An 18,698-nucleotide genomic window follows, 5' to 3' on the forward strand; every position below is an offset into this window, starting at 1 on the left:
GATGGCGCGCTCTTTCGAAGCTTTGGTCCGTTTCCGCTACGTAAGGGGCCATTTAAGGGCGGATGCCCGAGTTCTGTGGGCTGTTGATTCGCTTGGCTATATGGATCGCCTGATCAGGCCGCCCACGACCTCGCTCGGTAAGCCGCGCGCCCATGGCAAGGAAGCAGGATATCATCGACGATCATCAGCACTACCGGAAGAACAGTCTGACGCTGTGGGGCGCGGTATCCATGGGCGCCGGGGTCATGATCGGGGCAGGAATCTTCGCCCTCACCGGGCAGGTTGCGGAATTCGCCGGAGCGCTATTCCCGCTCGCCTTTGTAGTCGCTGCGATCATCAGCAGCTTCGCCGCCTACACCTACATCAAGATGTCGAACGCCTACCCTTCGGCGGGAGGCATCGCCATGGTGTTGAGCAAGGCCTACGGACGGTCGACGCTCACCGGCGGTTGCGCCCTACTGATGGCGTTCTCAATGATCATCAACGAAAGCCTGGTGGCCCGTACCTTCGGGACATACGTCCTGCGGCTATTCGACGTTGGCAGCCATCGGCTCCTGGTCCCGGCCCTGGCGCTTGCCCTGATCATCGCAGCCTTCCTGATCAACATCGCCGGCAACCGGGTCATCGGCGGCGTCTCGAAGGTAGCGGCGGTGCTGAAGATCGGCGGAATTGCAGTGTTCGCCATTGCCGCCCTATGGGTCAGCGGCGTGGACTATGAAGCCGTCTCAGCGCCGACAGCGACAAAGGGGGTCTCGGCGGGAGGATTTCTGGCTGGAGTGGCCTTGGCGATCCTCGCCTACAAGGGCTTCACAACCATCACCAACAGCGGCGGCGAAGTCGTCAACCCGCACAAGAACGTTGGCCGGGCGATCCTGATTTCCCTGGCGATCTGTTTCGTCGTTTACATTCTGGTGGCCTTGGCGGTCGGCTCCTCGCTGAGCATCGATCAGATTATCGCAGCCAAGAACTACTCCCTCGCTGAAGCGGCTCGTCCGGCCTTTGGGAGCCTGGGGGTGCAGTTCACGGTTCTGATCGCCGTGATCGCGACCGGGTCAGGGCTGCTGGCCAGTATGTTTGCCGTTTCTCGCATGTTGGTCATGTTGACCGAGATGCGCCTGATCCCTCACAGCCATCTCGGCCTGTCGGGCGAGAACATCCAGCATCACCTGCTGGTCTACACCGCGGCGGTTGCCAGCCTTCTAGCCGTTTTCTTCGACCTGTCGCGGATCGCCTCGCTCGGCGCGATCTTCTATCTGGTGATGGACATCGCCATCCACTGGGGCGTGTTCCGGCGCCTGAGGCGCGAAATCGGCGCCCATGCGAGCGTGCTGATCGTCGCCATTGTCTTGGACGCTGTGGTGCTATCGGCTTTTCTGATCGTAAAGTTCCGCGCTGACCCGGTTATCATTCTGATTGCGACCATAGGGATCGCCACGATTTTCGCCTTCGAGAAAATCTACATCAGCCGCACGCCGGCTACACCGGAAATGGCCTCTTAATTCAAGCGCTGGAAACGGTTGCGATATCACGGTGGGTCTGGCGCTTGCCTCAGCATCGGGCCCCTCCACCGCGCGATAGTTCACCCACTGATCGAAAGCGAGCCTATGGTCTGGGCGTATTGGAGCAGTCGTCGTGAGTTCAAATTCTGTCGAGCCGACCACGACGACCAGGCGGGCCGAGCAGCTTAACCATGGATGCTTTTGCGTCACCTTGGACCGCCAGCTTCTAGCCGCCGCTCTGGACGACGAAGTCGGGCACGTGGGCTTCGCGGCCCAACTCGCCGCCTCCCATCAAACCTTGTTTTCCAATGTACCCATGTTCGTGCCGGCCGACGCCATGGCTGAAATGGAGAGGGTCGTCACCGCGATTGAGTGTGCAGCGAAGAGCCCAGATTACGTCGCGACAGTTCTGGCGCGCGCGCCCGCAATCGCCCAGACGGACTTCGGGCCGCTGGGCGCTTTCATGGGCTACGACTTCCACCTGACGCCTGATGGTCCCAAATTGATCGAGGTCAACACCAACGCCGGTGGCGCGTTTCTCAACGCCTTCCTGGCGCGGGCCCAGCGCACCTGCTGCGCGGAAATCCTGCCCAGCACCGCAGCGCAGGAAGCGGTGTTTGACGCCAAGGTCGCGTCGATGTTTGTCGAGGAATGGCGGCGTCAGGGCAGGGCGGGAGCCCCTGGACGTATCGCGATCGTCGACGACGCCCCCGAGCAACAGCATCTCTATGCCGAGTTTGAACTCGCAAGAGCCTTACTGATTGGCCAAGGCCTCGATGCCGTCATCGCAGACCCAATGGACTTCGAGCTCCGCGACGGTCGCCTCTATGTCGGAGACCAGCAGATCGACCTCGTCTATAACCGCCTCGTTGATTTTGCCTTTGAAGAGCCGCGACACGCCGTGCTGCGCGCGGCCTATCTGGGAGGCGAGGTCGTCGTAACGCCCAACCCCCACATCCACGCCACGCTCGCCGATAAACGTAACCTGATGGAACTGGCCGACGCCGAGGGGCTGAAGTCCTGGGGGCTGACGCCGGCCCAGATCGCGTCACTTCACAACGCTCTGCTTATGACAACAGTGGTTTCGGCGGACAACGCTGACGACCTGTGGCGCGACCGAAGCGCGCTGTTCTTCAAGCCTGCTGGTGGGCACGGCAGCAAGGCAGCCTATCGCGGCGATAAGGTTACGCGGAAGGTCTGGGAACAGATTATAGCTGGCGGCTACGTGGCCCAGGCCTTTGCCGCGCCAGGCCTTCGACGCCTAAGCGAGGCTGGCGAACCTATTGAGCTCAAGGTCGATGTGAGGCTCTACACCTATGCCGGTGAAGTATTGCTGGCGGCGGCGCGGCTCTATCAAGGCCAGACGACGAACATGCGCACACCGGGCGGTGGCTTCGCGCCCGTTCTGACGGTCGCGGCGGACGTCATGGCCTGACCACCATTCAGCCCTCGCATCGAGCGCCGGCACTGAGCGTTTCACCTTCCGTGGCGCGCCGCCGCCGCTACCGCAGACGGACCAAAGCAGCGGGATCTATACCCGCAAGCTCATGAACTGATCGATCAATCCCATGATGTGCCCGACCGGCGCGAGCCCTCTAAGAAGGAAACCGGCATGTCTGACGATGGCTCCCAACCCGCCGACGACCCGTTTAGGCTGCGAAAGCGCGCGCTCGCCAGATGGGACAATGAGGGCGGAGCCGAACCGGACGGGCCGCAAGCAGCTTCCGTCTCCGTCGAAGCCGAAGCCCCCATGCCCGACAATGGCGCCGCCGAGATCGCGTCTCTGCATGTCCGGATTATCGCGCTCGAAAACCTGTTGATCACCTTGCTCGCCACGGCCTCGGATCGGCAGTTGGAATTGGCCGGCGAGATGGCCGCCTACATCGCGCCCCGCCCGGGCTTCACCCATCATGCGCTGACGACGCGGGCAGCCGCTCACATGATCGACTTGGTCGAGCGCGCCTCGCGCTTTCGCGATTTGGAGCCCTCCTAGACAAGGCGGCCGTCAGGCGGGCAACTATCGCAAGTTACTGAGTGCGCGTGTTCGTCAGCCGAAAATCACATCGGCCATCGCCGCGGACGAGCGTCTTGGTTCGGACGAGCTTTTCGTGAGTCAGCTCGGCAAGCGCATAGTCGAGACTGCACCAGGACGCGGTGCAGAGGTCGACGGCGCCTTCCTTGCGGAAATAGTTCGCAATTGGGCACCTGACGACATCGAAGGCCGTGCCTTTATCAGCGGAGACGGCCTCAATGAGGTAGCCCGGTGCGTTGAATGGAAAGCTCAGGGACAAGGTCGGCAGCGCCCCACCCCTGCCGACAGCGAAGGCGAGCGACGTCGTCTTGCCGGGTGTCAGACGGGCGAGGCCGAGCGCGATCACCGACCAGAGCCGGTAGACCCTCCAGGCCGCGTCAGCGACGAGGTTGATCGCGTACTCGCGGTCCGTACCAACCGTCAGCAGCGCCTCGAAAAATGACATCGTGAAGCAGGCGAGCCGGACATTCATCCGGCTCCCAACCGTGGGCTCGAGAGGCAGCCGCTTTGCGCGTTGGGCATAGTCGACCCACGCTTGCTTTAGCAGGCCATCCACATCCTCCCGAGTGAAGCGACCGCGATCTGGTGATTGCGGCGCCCGGTTCCGGCCGACCAGGACATGACGCGCCGCACGGGACGCCAATGGCTGGTATATGAATTTCACATAGTCCATCTCACACCATCCCTCCGCACGACTTGCGGCATTGGCGGAAGTGGCCGCCGCCTCGACGCAATAGGGGCCCGCTAAAGCTTCAGCGTCCGCAGACGCAGCGCGTTGGCGATGACGGACACGGAGCTGAGCGACATCGCCAGGGCGGCGACGATCGGGCTGAGAAGGAGGCCGAAAGCCGGGTAGAGGACGCCAGCCGCGATCGGGATGCCGATGGCATTGTAGGCGAACGCGAACACCAGATTTTGGCGGATATTGTCCATCGTGGCTCGGCTAAGGACGATGGCCCGGGCGATGCCCGCAAGGTCGCCTTTGACCAAGGTGATGCCAGCGCTCTGGATCGCGACTTCGGTCCCTGTTCCCATGGCGACACCAACAGCAGCCTCGGCCAGGGCAGGCGCATCGTTCACGCCATCCCCGGCCATGGCGACGATACGCCCCTCGGCGGTCAGCTTCTTGACGATGCGGTGCTTGTCCTGTGGCAGGACGTCGGCTTCGACCTCCTTGATGCCAAGCTTTCTCGCCACGGCTTCGGCCGTCGTCTTGTTGTCGCCGGTCAGCATCACGATGCGGATGCCGTCTTGTCGCAGGGTGTCGAGAGCGGCTTGGGTGGTTGATTTGATCGGGTCGGCGATCGCGATCACACCGCCAGGCTTGCCGTCTACGGCGAGAAAGAGAGCCGTTGCCCCGTCGCCGCGAAGTTCATCGGCCCTCTTCTCAAGGTCGCCAAGCGCGACCCCCAGATCAGCCATCAGATTGGCATTGCCAAGGGCCACGGACCGACCGCTGACCTTGCCGGACACCCCCTTGCCGGTGACCGAAGCAAAGTCGGTCGCCTCCTGGATCGAAGCCTTCTTATCACCTGCCGCGGTGACGATCGCCGCTGCAAGCGGGTGCTCGCTGGACCGCTCCAGGCTGGCGGCCAACGACAGGATCTCCGCCTCCGTCAGGCCCTTCGCTGCGACGATGGCGGTGACTTTGGGTTTGCCCTCCGTCAATGTGCCGGTCTTGTCCACCACGAGGGTGTCGACCTTCTCCATGCGTTCAAGGGCTTCGGCCGACTTGATCAGCACCCCAGCGCCGGCGCCCTTGCCAACGCCGACGCCAATGGACATCGGGGTGGCCAGGCCAAGCGCGCAGGGACAGGCGATGATCAGGACCGAAACCGCTGCGATCACGGCATAGGAAAACGCCGGAGCGGGTCCCCAAATGGCCCAGGCAATGAAGGTGACGACCGCTGCGCCGAGCACGGCCGGGACGAAGTAGCCGGAGACCTTATCGGCCATCCTTTGAATCGGCGCCCGACTCCGCTGGGCTTCTGACACCATCGTCACGATGCGGGCGAGCATGGTGTCCGAACCCACCTTGTCGGCGCGCATGATCATGGCGCCCGTGCCGTTGACGGTCCCGCCGATCAGCTTGTCGCCGGGCTGCTTGGCGGCAGGCATCGACTCGCCTGTGACCATGGACTCATCCACGGCGCCCTTGCCCTCAAGAACTTCACCATCGACCGGCACGCCGTCGCCGGGCCGCACCCGAAGATGATCGCCAACCTGCACCAGCTCGAGCGCCACTTCTTCGTCGGCGCCGCCAGCCGCAATGCGGTGAGCTGTCTTGGGCGCCAGTTTCAGCAATGCGCGGATTGCGCCGCCGGTCTGCTCGCGGGCACGCAGCTCAAGCACCTGGCCCAGCAGGACGAGTACGGTAATCACCGCGGCAGCTTCGAAATAGACGGCCACCGTGCCGCCCATTCCGCGGAACCCGGCGGGGAACAGTCCCGGCGCCAAGGTGGCGACGACGCTGTAGAGGTAGGCGGCGCCAGTCCCCAGCGCGATCAGGCTGAACATGTTCAGACTTCGGTGCACGATCGATGCCCAAGCCCGCTCGAAGAACGGCCACCCGGCCCAAAGGACCACAGGCGTGGACAGAGCGAACTGGATCCAGGTCGAGATCAGCGGCGGGACGAGCTTATGCAGGCCAAGGCCGGGGATGTGCCCGCCCATCTCCAGGATGAACACCGGCGCGGCGAGAACCAGGCCGATCCAGAACCGGCGGCTCATATCCGCGAGTTCGGGATTTGGACCGCTATCAGCTGTGATGGTCAGCGGTTCCAGCGCCATCCCGCAGATGGGACAAGCTCCTGGCGCATTGCGCCGGATCTGCGGGTGCATCGGGCAGGTGTAGATCGTCCCAGCGGGCGCGTCCTCGGTCGGTTTCGGCTTCAGATAGCGGTCTGGATCGGCCTTGAACTTGCCAAGGCATCCCACCGAGCAGAAGTGAAAGGCGGCCCCAGCGTGCTCGGCGCGGTGCGGGGTCTTAGACGGATCGACCGTCATCCCGCACACAGGGTCTTTGACGCTCGTAGCCAGGGTAGGTGGGGCGTCGATCTGGGCCTGGTCGGTCATGGTATCCTCCGCCGTATATCTGTGTCCCGATAGGCTGGGTGGGGTGCTACTCGCTTGCCGCCACCCAACCAGAGCCCACGACTGCCGAGACAGCGCCGATCGCTTCCACCAAGCGGCCGTTTCGGACCAGATCGAACCGTCACTGTGTCTCGCCGCAATTGTCTGCGCCGTGCCGACGGATCAAGCATCAGCGCCGGCGTCATTCCCGCTCATGCGGCGGCGCTTGGGGCCAGGATCGCGGATGCTTGAACCTGAGCGAGCGTCGGGTAGTCGGTGTATCCATGGGCGCCACCGCCGTAGAAGGTCGCCGGATTCATCAGCGGGTTCAGCGCCGCGGTCTCCTCAAGCCGCCTCACAAGATCGGGATTGGCGATGAAGAGCCGACCAAAAGAGACCAGATCCGCCCGGCCGCCGGCCACGGCGTTGATGGCCATCTGGCGGTCGTAACCATTGTTGACCATCCATATGCCCTCGAAGCGGTTGCGGAGGCCGACGTAGTCAAACGGAAGGCTATCCCGGGCGCCCCCAGTCTCTCCTTCCACCACATGCACGTAGGCCAGGCGAAGGGGGCTGAGCCGGTCGATCACATGATCGAAAAGCGGCTGAGGATCGCGGTCGTGCGAGTCGCCGGCGGTGGAAACAGGCGAAATCCGAACGCCGAGGCGGTCCGCGCCGATGGCCTTCGCGCAGGCCTCGGTGACTTCGAGCAGCAGCCGCGCGCGGTTTTCGATCGACCCGCCATAGGCGTCGGTCCGATCGTTGGTTCCGCTGCGCAGAAAGGCGTCGAGCAGGTAGCCGTGCGCGCCATGTAATTCCACGCCGTCAAAACCAGCGTCGAGAGCCCGCAACGAGGCATGCCGGAAGTCCGCGATGATCCCCGGAATTTCCTCCAGCTCGAGCGCCCGTGGCGTTGAGCAATCGACGAAGCCCTGACCGGCGATGAAGGTCTTGGTGTTCGCCCGTATGGCCGAGGGACCAACTGGCGCCAGACCATCCTTTTGGAAGCTTGTGTGCGAGACCCGGCCCGTGTGCCACAGCTGCACCACGATGGTCCCGCCCTCGGCATGGACCGCGTCTGTCACCTTGCGCCAGCCAGCGACTTGTTGGTCGGTGTAGCAACCTGGCGTCCCGGAATAGCCCTGGGCTTGAGCCGAAATCTGGGTCGCTTCGGCGATGATCAGGCCGGCAGACGCGCGCTGACTATAATACTCGGCCGCGAACGGGCTGGGCACGAGGCCCGGGCCGGCGCGATTGCGGGTCAAGGGGGCCATAACGATGCGATTGGACAGCTGGAAGGCTCCAACCTCCGGACGCTCAAACAGGGCGTGAGCGGTGCGCGTCCGGTAGGTGCGGGGCATGGTGGGAAGCTTAAGCCCACAAGGGAGCAATCAGTCAGGATCGGAAACTACTCACTGGCCGGAACATTCTGTCGCGTTGTGCTCAGCTCACGCGGGCATGCCAATTGGCCACTTTTCCGATCCTTCAGTTTGGCCCCCAAGTCATCGTCCTTTGGCCCGTGAGTAATTTCCGATCCTAGCGGGGCCGCACCCCGTGATCTCAGTATGCGATCGCCGCATCCGAATTCGAGGACGCTGGCGGCGAGATCGACGCATCGCATCCTTTTCGCCGCCAGGAGCACGCCAACCTGTTCACCGGCCAAGCTGACTCTCGAAGGGACCGCCCGCCATGTTGGCCTCCACCGTTGTCGCCTTACCAATCCTGGTCTTCGCCGTGGTTGTCGCGATGATCTTCGCCTTCGCGGCGGTGAAGATTCTGCGCCAGTACGAGCGCGCTGTGGTGTTCACACTGGGCAAGTTTCAGGCTGTGAAGGGGCCTGGCCTGGTGCTGATGATCCCCTTCATCCAGGAGATGGTTCGCGTCGACCTGCGCATCCAGGTGATCGAGATCCCCACCCAGGACGTCATCTCACGGGACAACGTCTCGATGAAGGTCGATGCGGTGCTGTACTTCCGGGTCGTCGATCCCGAGCGCGCGATCATCCAGGTGCAGGACTACCTGCCCGCGACCAACATGCTGGCCCAGACGACCCTGCGCGCTGTGTTGGGGCAACATGAGCTCGATGAGATGCTGTCGGAGCGCAAGAAGCTCAGCACCGACGTCCAGAGCATCCTCGACACCCAGACCGAGACCTGGGGCATCAAGGTCAGCAACGTCGAGATCCGCACTGTCGAGCTGACCGAGAACATGGTCCGAGCGATCGCCAAACAGGCCGAGGCCGAGCGCGACCGCAGAGCCAAGATCATCCACGCAGAAGCTGAGTTCCAGGCCTCGCAGACGCTGGTCAACGCCGCCACGATCCTGTCGAGCATCCCGGCCGCCATGCAGCTGCGCTACCTGCAGACCCTCACCGAAATCGGCGCCGAACAGAACTCGACCATCATCTTTCCGATGCCGATCGACATCATCAAGCCGTTCCTGCAGCTGTTCGACAAGGCGGAAGACACGCCTGATCCCAAGCATGCCAACGGCGCCCACCGCCGTGCGCCGGCAAAGCCGTCGGTCGCGGTGCAGTGACCTAGATCCTCATCTTCACAAAAAAGCACCGCCGACCTCAGTCTTCGAACTGGGCGCGACGGAGCGAAGGAGCCGAAATGGCAGCCGCATCCGCACCGACCCGCCTAAGCGATCAGTTCAACGCCTTTCTGCGCAGCGCCCTATGGCTCGACAGGGACGAGACGCCCCTCAGCGTCCTGTCCGCACTGGCGCGCCTGGACGTCGATCCCTGGGAGGAAGCCGCTCAACTCGCGGCGCTGCCGGAGCCGTCTGCCTCGGCAAGGCTCGCCGCCATGCTAGCCAACCTCCCCGGCGGGCCATCCATTCGCCGCGACCTGGACGCTATCTGCGTCCGCTCCATAAGCCTGCTGTCGTGTCCTGCCGGCCCCGAGCGATCCAATGGCGCGGCGCCCAGCAACCTGGGCGTTCGCTCTGGCGCCTTCCTGTTTCTGGTTCTCGGAACCTGGATGGTGGCGCTCACGCTGATGGCCGCACAAGGCCCCGCGGGCGGCGCGCGGCCTGCGGGCCCCGCGGCGCATGCGTCCGGTCTTCCAGCCATCGCCTCCCGAGCGCCCTGACCTGACGCCAGCCGCGCGCCAGGTGTGCGTGGCCGTCGCTTGCGGCCATCGAAACCCCCATCGCGCGCCGCCGCGTAGGTAATTTCCGATCCTGTCAGGCACACCCGTGCGGACCGCATGGTCTGCTGGTTCGCCGACGGCGCGCCACGCGGTCGCGGACGTCGCAACCCGTCATCGTCAACCGCCCTGGGCGCTGCCGCCAGCCACGCCGTCCACCAGTCGCGGCTCGGGTTGGCGCACATTGGAGATCGAAATGCCGCCTCGCCTCGACCGGTCGCGATCCGAGCCCGCCAAGGGCAAGTCGCTGCGGGACTGGGGCGCCAGCCGCACCGTCCCGAGCGCGGGCCGAGCGAACCCTCACGTGGGGCTTCGGCGGCGCGATCTCGAACGCAGGCCTGCGCTCGCACCTAAGACCCCTCGGGATGTTGAGCCTTGAGACGCCGAGCCTTGAAGCGGCCCCGCCTGCGCCTGGGCTGGCATGACGGCTTCCAACAGGGGGAGGCGCCGATTCGCGCGGAGCTGTTCAGCGTCGAGCGCCTCGAACAGCACGCCGAAAGCCTTGCGGCGGCGCAGGGCGTCGCCTCGGGCTCGCCGCGGGGATTGCCCCTTGATCGACGGCTTCGCGACAACACCAGGGTGCTCGGAGAGACCTACCGCACCATCGCCCAGGCGTACCGCGCCCATCAACCGATCACGCCAGCGGCGGAATGGCTGCTCGACAATTTCCACGTCGTCGAAGAGCAAGTCCGCGAGATCAGGCATGACCTGCCGCCGGGTTACTACCGTAAACTGCCGAAGCTGACCGAAGGTCCTTTGCAAGGCTACCCGCGGGTCATCGGGATCGCCTGGGCCTTCGTCGCCCACACCGACAGCGCCTTCGATGTCCAGAAGCTGACCCGCTTCGTCGCGGCGTACCAGCGTATCCAGCCGCTCACCATCGGCGAGCTGTGGGCGCTGGCGATCAGCGTGCGCATCACCCTGGTGGAAAACCTGCGTCGCTTGGCGCAGACGGTCGGTGCGCGGATGACGGCCGGCCGCCTGGCCGACGAGTTTGCAGATCGGATCTTGGGGACCGCCGACCGCGATCCCGAGACCGACAGCGACGCACAGGCCAGCCTCAACAGCGCGCCCTGGACGATGGCGTTCGGCGTGCAGCTGGCGATGCGGCTTCGCGACCGCGATCCCACGTCGACCCCTTCGCTGCGGTGGCTTGAGGCCAAGCTGGCCGGCGCCGGGAGTTCTACTGCTGAGATCGTCCGCGACGAGGTTCAGCGCCAGGGTGCGTCGAACGTCACCGTGCGCAACGTGATCACCAGCATGCGACTGGTGTCGATGGTGAACTGGGCGGAGTTTTTCGAAAGCGTCAGTCCGGTCGACGCCATCCTGCGGGCCGGCAGCGACTTCGCCGCGATGGATTTCTCCACCCGGGATCTCTACCGCCGCGCCATCGAGGACCTGGCGCTCCAATCGTCACGTGAGGAGACCGACGTCGCCAATCGGGCGGTCGCCGCGAGCCGGCGAATAGACGGCGCGGCCGGCGCCGACGCGCGCCAATGCGATCCGGGGTATTATCTGATCGCCAAGGGACGCCACGGTTTCGAGACGGAACTCGGCGGCCGGGCCTCGCTGAAGACGCGGCTATTTCGGCTCAACGCCCAGATCGGCGTGATGAGCTACGTCGGCACGATCGCCTTGCTCTCGGCGGTCGTCCTTGGGCTGGCCCTGCTGGTCGTGGCGCACGCCGGTGGATCGGGCTGGGCGCTGCTGGCCTTGACCGTCGTCGGCCTGATCCCGACCTCCGATGTGGCGATCGCGCTGGTGAATCGCGTGGGCACCCAACAGATCGGCGCCATGCGTCTGCCAGGCCTGGAGCTGCGCGAAGGCGTGCCCCCGGCGCTCAGAACCATCGTCGTCGTGCCGACGCTACTCTCCAGTGTGACCGCGATCGACGCCCAGATCGAGCGGTTGGAAGTCCACCACCTGTCCAGCCCTGGAGATAACTTCAATTTCGCCCTGCTTTCCGACTGGCGCGATGCGACCGGGGAGGATTCGCCCGGCGATCAGGAGCTGCTGGCCGCCGCCGTCGCGGGAATCGCGCGACTGAACGCGCGGTACGGACCGCTGGCCGACAGCGCCCGCTTCATCCTGCTGCAGCGCCGACGGGTCTGGAACGCCGGAGAAGGGCGCTGGATCGGTTGGGAACGCAAGCGCGGGAAGCTGCATGAACTCAATCGCCTGCTGCGCGGGGCAACCGATACGGGATTCCTGCCTATGGATGGCCGGCCCGCGGCGCTGCCCGCCGGCATCCGCTATGTGATCACCCTTGACGCCGACACGCGGCTGCCGATCGGCGCCGCCCGTCGGCTGATCGGCAAGATGGCTCACCCCTTAAACCAACCGCGTTTCGACGTCGCCGCTGGCCGGGTGGTGCAAGGCCATGGGATCCTTCAACCGCGTGTGACGCCGTCCTTGCCGATCGGCCGCGAGGGCTCGCTGTTCGAGCGCGTCTTCTCCGGACCCAATGGCTTGGACCCCTACGCGCTAGCGGTGTCCGACATCTACCAGGATCTCTTCGAGGAGGGGTCCTACTGCGGCAAAGGCATCTACGACATCGACGCCTTCGCAACGGCGCTGGACGGGCAGATTCCCGACAACACTGTCCTGAGCCACGATTTGCTGGAGGGCATCTTCGCCCGCGCCGGCTTGGCGTCGGACATCGAGGTCGTCGAGGAATTCCCGTCTCGGTACGACGTCGCCGCCGCTCGCCAGCACCGCTGGGTGCGTGGCGATTGGCAACTGCTTCCCTGGATCTTCGGCCTTGGCGCCAAGGGGACGCACGGCGAACGCAAGATCGCGCTGCCGTTGATGGGACGCTGGAAGCTGCTCGACAATCTGCGGCGCTCGCTTTCCGCACCGACGGCCCTGCTTGCCCTCATCATCGGGTGGATGCAGCCGAACGCCACGGCGCAGGTCTGGACGGCTTTCATCGTGCTGACCATCGCGCTGCCGCCGTTACTCCCGGCGATCGCCGGCCTCGTCCCGCGGCATGGCGGCGCGTCGATACGAAATCACCTGCGCGCCGTTCGCGGCGACCTTGCGCTTGGTCTGACGCAGAGCCTGTTCCTGGTGACCTTCCTGTCCCACCAGGCGTGGCTGATGGTCGATGCCGTGATGCGCACGCTGTTCCGCCTGCTGCTGCGTCGCCGGCTGCTGGAGTGGGTCTCAGCCGCGCAGGCCGAGAACGATGCCGAATTCAATTCCGCCCAGATGGTCGCGCAGGTGGCCGGCAGCGCCGCCTTCGCCGGCGCGGTCGGCGCCGCGCTTTATCTGACCGGGCAGCAGACGTGGCCGCTGGCCGCGCCCTTCGGGCTCGTCTGGGTGTTGTCCCCGCTTATCGCAAGATGGGCGAGCCTGCCGCCGCCGGCCGCCGGCCATTTGAAGATCACGCCGGGCGACGCCGAGGCGCTGCGCCTGATTGCCCGGCGGACCTGGCGGTTCTTCGAGAGGTTTGTCGGCCCGGACGACAACATGCTGCCGCCGGACAATTTCCAGGAGGAACCCGAACCGGTTGTCGCGCACCGCACCTCGCCCACGAACATCGGTCTCTATCTGTTGAGCGTTGTGGCGGCCCACGACTTCGGTTGGATCGGGACGACCGAGACTGTCGAAAAGCTCGAGGCCACGCTGACGACCATCGAGGCGCTCGAGGGCTTTCGCGGCCATCTCTACAACTGGTACGACACCCGAGATCTTCGTCCGCTTGATCCGAAATACGTCTCGTCGGTGGACAGCGGCAACCTCGCCGGCCACCTGATCGCACTAGCCAACGCCTGCCGCGAGATCGGCCAGCCCGGCCTTGCCGACACGACATGGCGGACCGGTCTGCGGGATCACCTGACCCTGCTGCGCGAGACCATCCTGGCGGTTGGCGAGCCCTCCGGCGTTCTTCGGGGCCCGCTCCTGGCCACCATCGAAGGGCTGGCCGCACGGCTTGTCGATGCGGCGCCGGACGCGCCGCGACTTACCCTGTACTTGGAGGAGACGATCAGCGAGGTCGAGGCTCTCGACGTGCGGGTCCGCGCCTACACAAGTCAGATCACGACGGACGGCGCAGCGGAGGTGCTGGTCTGGGCAGACGCCCTGCGGGCCTGCGCCGCCTCGCAACGGCGGGACGTCCAGCCGCCGCCGCTGGAATCCCCCGAGCTGTCGGATCCGCTGCCGCGGCGCCTTGCCGCCGTCGCCGATCGGGCCAAGGCGCTGTTCGACGCGATGGAGTTCGGCTTCCTGTTCGACGCGGACCGCCAGCTGCTGTCCATCGGCTATCGCAACGAGGACGGCGTTCTCGATTCCAATTTCTACGACCTGCTGGCGTCGGAGGCGCGTCTCGCGAGCTTCGTGGCGATCGCCAAGGGCGATATTCCCGCAAAGCATTGGTTCCGTCTCGGACGGACCATGACCCCGGTCGATGGCGGCTCCGCCCTCATCTCGTGGTCGGGATCAATGTTCGAATATCTGATGCCGTCGCTGGTCATGCGGGCCCCCGCCGGCAGCCTGCTGGAGCAGACCAATCGCCTGGTGGTCTGGCGGCAAGCCCGATACGGCGCGGAGCTCGGTATTCCCTGGGGTATGTCGGAGTCCGAGTACAACGCCCGCGACCTTGAGAAGACCCTCCAGTACTCCAGTTTTGGCGTGCCGGACCTGGGCTACAAGCGTGGCCTGGGCGAAAGCACCGTGATCGCCCCTTATGCCAGTGGTCTGGCCGCGATGATCGATCCTCGCGCCGCGCTGCGAAACTACATCCGGTTGGCGGCCATAGGTCTGCGCGGCGATTACGGATGGTACGAGGCGGTCGATTTCACCCGCTCCCGTCTTCCGGATGGGACGCCGTTCGCGGTCATTCGCGCCTTCATGGCCCATCACCAGGGCATGACCCTGGTCGCCATCGCCAATGCGCTGCAGGACGGACTGATGCGCGCGCGCTTCCATGCCGAGCCGATCGTGCAAGCGGCAGAGCTGTTGCTGCAGGAACGAATGCCGCGCGACGTGGCGCTGGCCCGCCCGCCGTCGGAAAAGTCCGAGGCGGCCGAGGCGACGCCCCAAGCGCTGGAAACCTGGCGCCGCTACACCTCGGCCCATTCCCAGACCCCTCGCACCCACATCCTCTCGAACGGCCGCTATTCGGCGATGGTGACCGCGGCGGGCTCCGGATACAGCCGCTGGCGCGACATCGCGATCACCCGCTGGCGCGAGGATGTGACCAGTGACGATTGGGGTGCGTATGTCTTCTTGCGCGATGCTGGCAGCCGCCAGACATGGTCGGCCGCCTATCAACCCATCGGGGCCGAGCCCGAAAGCTACGACGTCGGCTTCTGCGAGGATCGCGCCGAGATCGCGCGACGAGACGGGACGCTGACGAGCGTTCTGGAAGTGATGGTGTCGTCCGAGGACGACGCGGAAGTCCGACGGGTGTCCATCACCAACCACGGCGCCCAGCCTCGCACCATCGACGTGACCTCGTACGCGGAAGTCTCTCTGGCCCGGCAGGCCGACGACGTTGCACATCCAGCCTTCGCAAAGCTGTTCGTCGAGACGGAATTCGTGGCTCACCTGGGGGCCATCCTCGCCACCCGCCGGCAGCGCTCGGCCGCTGATCCCCTGATCTGGGCCGCTCACCTTTCGGTCGTTGAGGGCGACTGGTCCGACGACATCCAATTTGAGAGCGACCGCGCGCGGTTTGTCGGCCGCGGTCGGACCATTCGCGGGGCGGCGGCGATTGGCGACGGCTGGCCGCTGTCGAACACCTCGGGGCCCGTGCTCGATCCGGTGTTCAGCCTCAGGCGCCGACTGACCCTACCGCCGGGCGCGACCGCGCGCATCGCCTACTGGACCCTGGTCGCCGCAAGCCGCGACGCCGTGCTCGCGCTGGCCGACAAGCACCGCGATCCCACAGCGTTCGACCGGGCGACCGCGCTGGCCTGGACCCAGGCGCAGATGCAGCTGCGCCACCTGGGCGTCGCCCCCGACGAGGCGCACCTCTTCCAGCGGCTCGCCAGTCACATCCTCTACTGCGATCCAGCACTGCGGCCCGCCAGCGACCTCATCGGGGCGGGCCTACGCAAGGTCTCGACGCTTTGGTCGCAGGGGATTTCTGGCGACCGTCCAATCGTGCTGATCCTCATCGAGTCGGACGACGATCTGGCCCTGGTCCGGCAATTGCTGCGTGCGCATCAGTACTGGCGTCTGAAGCTGCTTGCCGTCGACCTGGTCATCCTGAACGGGCGAGCCGCCTCCTACGTTCAAGACCTGCAAAACTCGCTCGAGAGCCTGGTGCGGATCAATCAGCCAACCTCGGAGGGCGCACACGACCCTGCGCAGGGCTCGGTCTTTGTCCTGCGGACCGATCTGATAGCAGCAGAGGTCCGCGACCTGCTGCAGGCCGCCGCGCGCGCGGTGCTCTACGGCGATCGCGGCACGCTCGCCGAACAGCTCAACAGGGCCCGCGACCCCACGCCCGCGCGGACGTTTCCCCCGGCGCGCACTGGGCCGGCGGCGGAGCCTGAGAGCCCGCTGCCGCCGCCGCCGCGGGAGTTCTGCAACGGCCTTGGCGGGTTCGCCGATGATGGCCGCGATTATGTGACCGTTCTGACCGGTACGGAACGGACGCCGGCGCCTTGGGTGAATGTGATCTCGAACCCGTCCTTCGGCTTCCAGATCTCGACCGACGGCAGCGGGTTCACCTGGTCGGTGAACAGTCAGCAGAACCAACTGACCCCTTGGTCAAATGACCCGGTGGGCGACGGGCCGGGAGAGGTCGTCTACCTCACCGATGAGGACACCGGCGAAGTGTGGGGTCCGACGGCACTTCCCATACGCGACCCCGCGGCCACCTATTCCGTGCGGCATGGCCAGGGTTTCAGCCGGTTCGAGCATACCTCTCACGGCGTGGCGTTGGCGCTCACACAGTTCGTGCCCATCGACGACGCGATCAAGATCATGCGGTTGACCATCACCGACACCTCGGGGCACGCTCGGCGGCTCTCGGTCACCGGCTATGTCGCGTGGGTGCTGGGCGCTTCGCGCATGGCCGGCGCGCCGTTCGTTGTCACCGAGATCGATCCCGTCACCGGCGCGATGTTCGCGCAAAACCCCTGGAACGACGACTTCGGCGAGCGCGTCGCGTTTTTCGATCTCAAGGGCGACCAGACCTCGTGGACGGGCGATCGCAAGGAGTTCCTGGGGCGTCACGGCGGCCTTGGTCGACCCTTGGGCCTTACGCCGGGGACCCGCCTCTCCAACCGGACCGGCGCGGGCCTCGATCCGTGCGGCGCGTTGCAGACCCAGGTTACGCTCAAGGCCTTCGGCACGCGGGAGATAGTATTTTGTCTAGGCCAGGCCGCTTCCAGGAGCGAGGCGGCGGCTCTGGTGGCGAAGTACCGCGCGGCCGATCTGGATGTGGTGTTCGGTGAGGTCACTCGTCAATGGGACGAGATTCTCGGGACCGTGCAGGTCAAGACACCTGACCGCGCGCTCGATATTCTCGTCAACCGGTGGCTGCCTTACCAGACCCTCGCTTGCCGGGTCTGGGCGCGAACGGGATTTTATCAGGCCAGCGGCGCCTACGGTTTCCGCGATCAGCTGCAGGACGGGATGGCGCTTTGTCTATTGCGGCCCGATCTGGTCCGGGCCCACCTTCTGCGCGCGGCGGGTCGCCAATTCCTGGAAGGGGACGTGCAGCACTGGTGGCTCGCCGAATCGGGGAAGGGCATACGCACCCGCGTCTCCGACGACTGCGGATGGCTGGCTTTTGCGGTCGCCCATTATGTGCAGGTCACCGGCGACGTGGCGGTGCTCGACGAGACCGTCCCGTACCTGGAAGGCCCGGTTCTGAAGCCCGACGAGCACGACGCGTTCTTTGCACCCGCGACGTCTGCGACCACAGCGAGCCTGTTCGACCACTGCGCGCTTGCCCTCGAAAGGAGTCTCGGTGTCGGCGCCCATGGCTTGCCGCTGATGGGCGCGGGCGACTGGAACGACGGCATGGATCGGGTGGGAGAAGGGGGACGCGGCGAGAGCGTTTGGCTGGGTTGGTTTCTCCATACGACCTTGACCGCTTTCGCAGGACTGGCCGACGCGCGCAGCCGAGTTCAGCAAGGCGACTTGTGGCGTGGCCATGCGGTCGCTCTTAAGGCGTCACTTGAGCGTGAGGCCTGGGACGGCGACTGGTATCGGCGCGCGTTCTTCGATGACGGCGCGGCGCTGGGCTCGGTCGCCAATGGGCAATGCCGCATCGACTCTATCGCCCAGTCCTGGTCGGTGATCTCCGGCGCCGCCGACCCGGCGCGGGCGGTGCGGGCCATGGCGGCCCTGGACCGATTTCTCGTCCGGCGCGACGAAAAGCTTGTGCTGCTGTTCACGCCGCCGTTCGACTACCCAGCTCAGGATCCCGGCTACATCAAGGGATATCCCCCCGGGATCCGCGAGAACGGCGGTCAGTACACCCATGCCGCGGCCTGGTCGGCGATGGCGTTCGCCATGCAGGGCGATGGCGACAGGGCGGGCGAGCTGCTGACAATGCTCAACCCGATCCGCCATGCGGACGACGCGGCGGGCATGCATCGCTACAAGGTCGAGCCCTATGTCGTCTGCGCCGACGTCTATTCCGAACCGCCCCACATCGGGCGGGGCGGATGGACCTGGTACACAGGGTCAGCCGGGTGGATGTACCGGGTCACCCTGGAGTGGCTCCTGGGATTCCGGGTGCAGGGCGCCGCGCTGCGGCTCGATCCCTGCATTCCGAGCCATTGGCCGCGGTTCGAGATCGCTTATCGCCATGGCGCGACGCCCTACAGCATCGTCGTCGAAAACCCGCTCGGCGTCTGCCGCGGTGTGTTGTCGATGAAGCTCGACGGTAAGGTACTGGCGGCGGAATCGGGCCGGCTCGTCAGTCTGGTGGACGACGGGCAGGCGCATCGGATCGAGGTCGTTCTCGGATGAAGGCCA

Annotated in this window: 9 protein-coding genes; 6 read left to right on the forward strand and 3 right to left on the reverse strand. The window is 65.4% G+C overall.

The window, feature by feature from the left end; genetic code table 11:
- Positions 1 to 152: 152 nt before the first annotated feature.
- The 3 genes from ACESMY_RS15735 to ACESMY_RS15745 all read left to right on the forward strand — a co-directional run bounded on the left by ACESMY_RS15735 (position 153) and on the right by ACESMY_RS15745 (position 3,492).
- The gene (locus tag ACESMY_RS15735) at positions 153 to 1,499 is read left to right on the forward strand and encodes an APC family permease (RefSeq protein WP_372785561.1); all 1,347 of its coding nucleotides are present in this window, start codon (positions 153 to 155) and stop codon (positions 1,497 to 1,499) included.
- A gap of 211 nt (positions 1,500 to 1,710) precedes the next feature.
- Positions 1,711 to 2,934 carry a hypothetical protein gene (locus ACESMY_RS15740; protein WP_372785562.1) on the forward strand — a complete coding sequence of 408 codons (1,224 nt, stop codon included), beginning with the start codon at positions 1,711 to 1,713 and terminating at the stop codon, positions 2,932 to 2,934.
- Between the two features lie 177 nt (positions 2,935 to 3,111).
- Positions 3,112 to 3,492, forward strand: coding sequence for a hypothetical protein (locus ACESMY_RS15745; protein WP_372785563.1), 381 nt, complete (start codon positions 3,112 to 3,114; stop codon positions 3,490 to 3,492).
- 34 nt (positions 3,493 to 3,526) lie between these two features.
- On the opposite strand, the gene ACESMY_RS15750 is transcribed toward ACESMY_RS15745, so the two are convergent.
- From ACESMY_RS15750 to ACESMY_RS15760, 3 genes are all read right to left on the reverse strand, one after another.
- On the reverse strand, positions 3,527 to 4,204 hold the full coding sequence (locus tag ACESMY_RS15750) for an L-2-amino-thiazoline-4-carboxylic acid hydrolase (RefSeq protein ID WP_372785564.1): 678 nt from the start codon (positions 4,202 to 4,204) through the stop codon (positions 3,527 to 3,529).
- Positions 4,205 to 4,275: 71 nt separating this feature from the next.
- On the reverse strand, positions 4,276 to 6,606 hold the full coding sequence (locus tag ACESMY_RS15755) for a heavy metal translocating P-type ATPase (protein WP_372785565.1): 2,331 nt from the start codon (positions 6,604 to 6,606) through the stop codon (positions 4,276 to 4,278).
- A gap of 209 nt (positions 6,607 to 6,815) precedes the next feature.
- Positions 6,816 to 7,964, reverse strand: a complete 1,149-nt coding sequence (locus ACESMY_RS15760; protein WP_372785566.1) for an alkene reductase — start codon at positions 7,962 to 7,964, stop codon at positions 6,816 to 6,818.
- Between the two features lie 328 nt (positions 7,965 to 8,292).
- Here ACESMY_RS15760 and ACESMY_RS15765 point away from each other — a divergent pair, with 328 nt between their 5' ends.
- The 3 genes from ACESMY_RS15765 (at position 8,293) to ACESMY_RS15775 (ending at position 18,692) form a co-directional block, all read left to right on the forward strand.
- Entirely contained in the window at positions 8,293 to 9,141 is an 849-nt protein-coding gene (locus tag ACESMY_RS15765; protein WP_372785567.1) for a slipin family protein, read from the forward strand.
- 77 nt (positions 9,142 to 9,218) lie between these two features.
- A complete protein-coding gene (locus tag ACESMY_RS15770; RefSeq protein WP_372785568.1) occupies positions 9,219 to 9,698 on the forward strand; it encodes a hypothetical protein in 480 nt (159 codons plus the stop codon).
- Between the two features lie 447 nt (positions 9,699 to 10,145).
- Positions 10,146 to 18,692, forward strand: coding sequence for a GH36-type glycosyl hydrolase domain-containing protein (locus ACESMY_RS15775; RefSeq protein WP_372785569.1), 8,547 nt, complete (start codon positions 10,146 to 10,148; stop codon positions 18,690 to 18,692).
- The last annotated feature ends 6 nt before the right edge of the window (positions 18,693 to 18,698 follow it).

Origin of the sequence: Phenylobacterium sp., from assembly GCF_041691455.1 — a bacterium.
In the GTDB taxonomy this organism is placed as follows: Bacteria; Pseudomonadota; Alphaproteobacteria; order Caulobacterales; family Caulobacteraceae; genus Phenylobacterium.

Excerpts from the sequence above, each read along its gene's own strand:
- ACESMY_RS15765 (WP_372785567.1), top strand. The coding sequence starts at position 8,293 with ATGTTGGCCTCCACCGTTGTCGCCTTACCAATCCTGGTCTTCGCCGTG.
- ACESMY_RS15760 (WP_372785566.1), bottom strand. The coding sequence starts at position 7,964 with ATGCCCCGCACCTACCGGACGCGCACCGCTCACGCCCTGTTTGAGCGT.
- ACESMY_RS15770 (WP_372785568.1), top strand. The coding sequence starts at position 9,219 with ATGGCAGCCGCATCCGCACCGACCCGCCTAAGCGATCAGTTCAACGCC.
- ACESMY_RS15745 (WP_372785563.1), top strand. The coding sequence starts at position 3,112 with ATGTCTGACGATGGCTCCCAACCCGCCGACGACCCGTTTAGGCTGCGA.
- ACESMY_RS15735 (WP_372785561.1), top strand. The coding sequence starts at position 153 with ATGGCAAGGAAGCAGGATATCATCGACGATCATCAGCACTACCGGAAG.
- ACESMY_RS15750 (WP_372785564.1), bottom strand. The coding sequence starts at position 4,204 with ATGGACTATGTGAAATTCATATACCAGCCATTGGCGTCCCGTGCGGCG.
- ACESMY_RS15755 (WP_372785565.1), bottom strand. The coding sequence starts at position 6,606 with ATGACCGACCAGGCCCAGATCGACGCCCCACCTACCCTGGCTACGAGC.